This window comes from Palleniella intestinalis (genome assembly GCF_013166595.1).
GTDB lineage: Bacteria > Bacteroidota > Bacteroidia > Bacteroidales > Bacteroidaceae > Prevotella > Prevotella intestinalis.
Window position 1 is genome coordinate 1 of sequence record NZ_JABKKG010000016.1, and the last position, 5726, is coordinate 5726.

Annotated in this window: 1 protein-coding gene, 2 tRNA genes and 3 rRNA genes; all 6 read right to left on the reverse strand. The window is 54.7% G+C overall.

Going from position 1 to position 5726, the window contains the following annotated elements:
* Positions 1-2 precede the first annotated feature (2 nt).
* Positions 3-115: ribosomal RNA gene (rrf, locus tag HPS57_RS14205) — 5S ribosomal RNA — on the reverse strand.
* Positions 116-338: 223 nt separating this feature from the next.
* Positions 339-3241 (reverse strand): 23S ribosomal RNA (locus tag HPS57_RS14210).
* A gap of 205 nt (positions 3242-3446) precedes the next feature.
* Positions 3447-3520: transfer RNA gene (locus HPS57_RS14215), tRNA-Ala, on the reverse strand.
* 17 nt (positions 3521-3537) lie between these two features.
* Positions 3538-3614: transfer RNA gene (locus HPS57_RS14220), tRNA-Ile, on the reverse strand.
* Between the two features lie 232 nt (positions 3615-3846).
* Positions 3847-5375: ribosomal RNA gene (locus HPS57_RS14225) — 16S ribosomal RNA — on the reverse strand.
* Together the 16S, 23S and 5S rRNA genes with 2 tRNA genes alongside form the textbook arrangement of a ribosomal RNA operon.
* A 72-nt stretch (positions 5376-5447) precedes the next feature.
* On the reverse strand, positions 5448-5726 hold a 279-nt coding region (locus tag HPS57_RS14265), incomplete at its 5' end, for a hypothetical protein (protein WP_216653421.1).

Consider the following 5726-nt stretch of genomic DNA (forward strand, 5'->3'; position numbering starts at 1 on the left):
AAAGAAGGCGGCCTCCTACTCTCCCGCATTGCAGTGCAGTACCATCGGCGCAGGCGGGCTTAACTTCTCTGTTCGGAATGGGAAGAGGTGGAACCCCGCCGCAATAGCCACCTGATATGTCTTCTCCGCAGGTGACGGCGTGGCTTCTGCCTTCGCCATCGTCACCGCGTATGGTGGAAATGCGTGACACAAACAAGACCCAGAGTTTTCCCTTCCTTATGCATCCCTCATGCCTGCCGCAATGGCAATGCACGAACCGCATGGCAACGGAAGGTTCATGACCCATTAATGAAACCTGTCTTGGAAAAAGACCGGAAATACAGCCGGAGCATGGCTTTGCGATGAAGCGTTCGGGCAATTAGTAGTGCTCGGCTTTGACGTCGCCGTCTTTACACCTGCACCCTATCAACGTCGTAGTCTACAACGACCCTCAAAGGAGTTCTAATCTTGCGGACGGCTTCGCGCTTAGATGCTTTCAGCGCTTATCCTGACCAGACTCAGATACCCGGCGGTGCACCTGGCGGCACAACCGGCAAACCGGAGGTCTGTCCAACACGGTCCTCTCGTACTAGTGCCAGACCCGCGCAAAACTCCAACGCCCACGATAGATAGAGACCGAACTGTCTCACGACGTTCTGAACCCAGCTCGCGTGCCACTTTAATGGGCGAACAGCCCAACCCTTGGGACCTTCTCCAGCCCCAGGATGTGACGAGCCGACATCGAGGTGCCAAACCACCCCGTCGATATGAGCTCTTGGGGGGGATCAGCCTGTTATCCCCGGAGTACCTTTTATCCTTTGAGCGACGGAGTTTCCATGCACATCCGCCGGATCACTATGTCCCAGTTTCCTGCCTGCTCGGGATGTCTCCCTCCCAGTCAAGCGCCCTTATGCCATTGCACTCAATAAGGCCGGTTACCAATCGGCCCGAGGGCACCTTTGAAAGCCTCCGTTACGCTTTTGGAGGCGACCACCCCAGTCAAACTACCCGCCAAGCGGTGTCCCCGTATATCACGGGTTAGACCTCAGACAGCCGAAGGGCCGTATTTCAAGGATGGCTCCACGCACGCTGGCGCGCACGCTTCGAAGCCTCCGGCCTATCCTACACATCGAATGGCCAAGGTCAGCGCTAAGCTGTAGTAAAGGTTCACGGGGTCTTTTCGTCCCATCGCGGGTAATCGGCATCTTCACCGATACTACAATTTCACTGAGATCATGGTTGAGACAGCGTCCGGATCATTACACCATTCGTGCAGGTCGGAACTTACCCGACAAGGAATTTCGCTACCTTAGGACCGTTATAGTTACGGCCGCCGTTTACCGGGGCTTCAACTCGACGCTTCCCATTGCTGGTGACGCCTCCTCTTAACCTTCCGGCACCGGGCAGGTGTCAGGCTGTATACTTCATCTTTCGAGTTCGCACAGCCCTGTGTTTTTGTTAAACAGTTGCCTGGACCTATTCTCTGCGCCTCACCTCAACAGTGAGGACCCCTTCTCCCGAAGTTACGGGGTCAGTTTGCCTAATTCCTTAACCATGAATCGCTCAACGCCTTAGTATGTTCTACCCGACTACCTGTGTCGGTTTGCGGTACGGGTGCCGCAAGGATGTGCTTAGCGGATTTTCTAGGTAGTATGGTTACCCGCGCTGTCAGCGTCCCCCGAAGGGGTTGCCGTACTTTCGGCCGTCAGCTCGGAAGGTGGATTTGCCTGCCTTCCTCAGCGCCTAGAGCCTTAAACGCACTATTCCGTCAGTGCGCGGCGGTGTCACTCCTACGTCTCCACGTCGCTCCTTGCGGCAGTAACGGAATATTAACCGTTTCTGCCATCGCCATCGCCCTTCGGCTGAGGCTTAGGACCCGACTGACCCCGGGATGAACAGCATTGCCCGGGAAACCTTGGTCTTGCGGCGGGGGAGGATCTCACTCCCCTAGTCGTTACTTATACCTACATTTGCTTTTCCATACGCTCCAGCGGAAATCACTTCCCGCATTCCGCGCATATGGAATGCTCCCCTACCGATACTTTCTAAATATGCTATCCCGCGCCTTCGGTGTCTGCCTTATACCCGATTATTATCCATGCGCGGACCCTCGACTAGTGAGCTGTTACGCACTCTTTGAATGAATGGCTGCTTCCAAGCCAACATCCTAGCTGTCACTGGGACCACACTTCGTTAGACTAACTCAGGCAGAACTCCGGGACCTTAGACGGCGGTCTGGATTCTTCTCCTCTCGGGGACGGACCTTAGCACCCGCCCCCTTACTGCCGGACTGCGGACCGTGAGCATTCGGAGTTCGTCAGGACTTGATAGGCGGTGAAGCCCTCGCATCCTATCGGTCGCTCTACCTCTCACGGTGACCATCCGACGCGGCACCTAAATGCCTTTCGGGGAGTACGAGCTATCTCCAAGTTTGATTGGCCTTTCACTCCTACACACACCTCATCCGGAAGCTTTTCAACGCTTATCGGTGCGGGCCTCCATCCCGTGTTACCGGGACTTCACCCTGGACATGTGTAGATCACTTGGTTTCGCGTCTGCCTCCACTGACTATACGCCCTCTTCAGGCTCGCTTTCACTGCGGCTCCGGGACTAAACCCCTTAACCTCGCCAGTGACGGCAACTCGTAGGTTCATTATGCAAAAGGCACGCCGTCACATATAAAATATGCTCCGACCGCTTGTAGGCGCATGGTTTCAGGAACTCTTTCACTCTCCTCGTCGGAGTGCTTTTCACCTTTCCCTCACGGTACTCGTTCGCTATCGGTCTCACAGGAGTGTTTAGCCTTGCCGGATGGTCCCGGCGGATTCATACAGGATTCCACGTGTCCCGCACTACTCAGGATCCCGCTACGCCCAGTCGCGCTTCGTGTAAGGGGCTTTCACCCGCTATGGCCACCCTTTCCAGAGTGTTCCACTCACGCTAATGGTACGATGTCGCGGTCCTACAACCCCGCATCTGCACTGAGTACAGGTGCGGTTTGGGCTCTTCCCCGTTCGCTCGCCACTACTGGGGGAATCATTGTTTATTTTCTCTTCCTCGGGGTACTAAGATGTTTCAGTTCCCCCGGTTCGCCCTCCGACACAAGTCGGAGTGACCGTCCTTCAGACGGCCGGGTTGTCCCATTCGGAAATCCCCGGATCAATGGCTATTTGCGCCTACCCGGAGCTTATCGCAGCTTATCACGTCCTTCATCGCCTCTGTGAGCCAAGGCATCCGCCATGCGCCCTTTCCTACTTCTATCGACTTGACCCATTCCACAGGAATTAAGGTGGATGGGCCACGCTCATACTTCAGCTGTATTTCGTTTTCTCAATGAGCCATCTGCTGCGGACGCCTGCCTTCAGGGAAGGCTCCGCGCAGGATTGTCATTATTCTACAGTCTTGCTTGTGTCATCATTTCAAAGATCGTTTCCACATCATGCGCACACACCGTGCGCCGTGGAGGGTGGAGAATAACGGATTCGAACCGTTGACCCCCTGCTTGCAAAGCAGGTGCTCTAGCCAGCTGAGCTAATCCCCCNCAATAGGCTTGCGCCTTGGTAGTCCCAGGCAGACTTGAACTGCCGACCTCCACATTATCAGTGTGGCGCTCTAACCAACTGAGCTATAGGACTGTCTGCAAAGTTCACGCTCCGCTTCAACCTTCTCTATTATTGAGTACAGACAAGAGGGCGTACAAGAGAAAGGCACAGGAAGGAAACTTCCTTCTGCATCTTTCTTCTTTTGTTTCTTTTTTGTTGCTGTGAGCGAAGGACATATATATTATATGGTCAGTATTGTCAGTATTGTCGCCACTGTCAGTAATGACAGCAGTGACGAGACCGGACAGTGTCCTCGCTGCTCCAGAAAGGAGGTGTTCCAGCCGCACCTTCCGGTACGGCTACCTTGTTACGACTTAGCCCCAATCACCAGTTTCACCCTAGGCCGACCCTCGCGGTCACGGACTTCAGGCGCCCCCGGCTTTCATGGCTTGACGGGCGGTGTGTACAAGGCCCGGGAACGTATTCACCGCGCCATGGCTGATGCGCGATTACTAGCGAATCCAGCTTCATGGGGTCGGGTTGCAGACCCCAATCCGAACTAGGACGCACTTTCAGGATTTGATGCCATTTGCATGGCACCCGCTCTCTGTATGCGCCATTGTAACACGTGTGTAGCCCCGGACGTAAGGGCCGTGCTGATTTGACGTCATCCCCGCCTTCCTCGCACCTTGCGGCGGCAGTGTCTCCAGAGTGCCCAGCATCACCTGATGGCAACTGAAGAGAGGGGTTGCGCTCGTTATGGCACTTAAGCCGACACCTCACGGCACGAGCTGACGACAACCATGCAGCACCTCCGCAGCAGCCCCGAAGGGAAGGGGTGTCTCCACCCCATGCAGCTGCAGTTCAAGCCCGGGTAAGGTTCCTCGCGTATCATCGAATTAAACCACATGTTCCTCCGCTTGTGCGGGCCCCCGTCAATTCCTTTGAGTTTCACCGTTGCCGGCGTACTCCCCAGGTGGGATGCTTAACGCTTTCGCTTGGCCGCGCACCACAAGGGCGCACAGCGGGCATCCATCGTTTACCGCGCGGACTACCAGGGTATCTAATCCTGTTCGATACCCGCGCTTTCGAGCATCAGCGTCAGTTCCGCTGCAGCAAGCTGCCTTCGCAATCGGGGTTCTTCGTCATATCTAAGCATTTCACCGCTACACGACGAATTCCGCCTGCTTTCCGCGGACTCAAGCACGCCAGTTCGCGCTGCAAGGCCCGGGTTGAGCCCGGACATTTCACAGCACGCTTGACATGCGGCCTACGCTCCCTTTAAACCCAATAAATCCGGATAACGCCCGGACCTTCCGTATTACCGCGGCTGCTGGCACGGAATTAGCCGGTCCTTATTCATACGGTACATGCAAAGCCCTACACGTAAGGCGCGTTATTCCCGTATAAAAGCAGTTTACAACCCGTAGGGCCGTCATCCTGCACGCTACTTGGCTGGTTCAGGCTTCCGCCCATTGACCAATATTCCTCACTGCTGCCTCCCGTAGGAGTCTGGACCGTGTCTCAGTTCCAGTGTGGGGGACCTTCCTCTCAGAACCCCTACCGATCGTAGCCTTGGTGGGCCGTTACCCCGCCAACAAGCTAATCGGACGCATCCCCATCCATGGCCGAAAAAACTTTAGTCCCTGTCGGATGCCGTCAAGGGACGCCATGCGGTATTAATCCGGTTTTCACCGGGCTATCCCGCAGCCATGGGAAGGTTGGATACGCGTTACTCACCCGTGCGCCGGTCGCCATCAAACTTAGCAAGCTAAGTTCATGCTGCCCCTCGACTTGCATGTGTTAAGCCTGTAGCTAGCGTTCATCCTGAGCCAGGATCAAACTCTTCATAGTAGAATATCTTTTCCACATCCCTATATATAATATAAGGTGGGAGAATTGTCTGAATCCGAGGCCGAAGGAGAATTACTCGTTTGTCTCGCCGCTCCGAAGAGCGGATTGACGGTTTCTTTCTTGTACCCTGACTTTCATTGTCCCTTCGTTCAGAAGGGCGAAAGTCGCTTCTCTTGTACTACTTGTCTGTATTGCAAATCTTTCAAAGAACCGCTTTCTCAGCTGCCTCACAGGGAGGCGTTTTTCAAAAGCGAGTGCAAAGGTATAGCTTTTTTGCCAATCTCGCAAGAATTCCGAGGATTTTTTTACAGGAAAAGGCATTTTTTGCGCCTTTCGTTGATTTAAATTAAC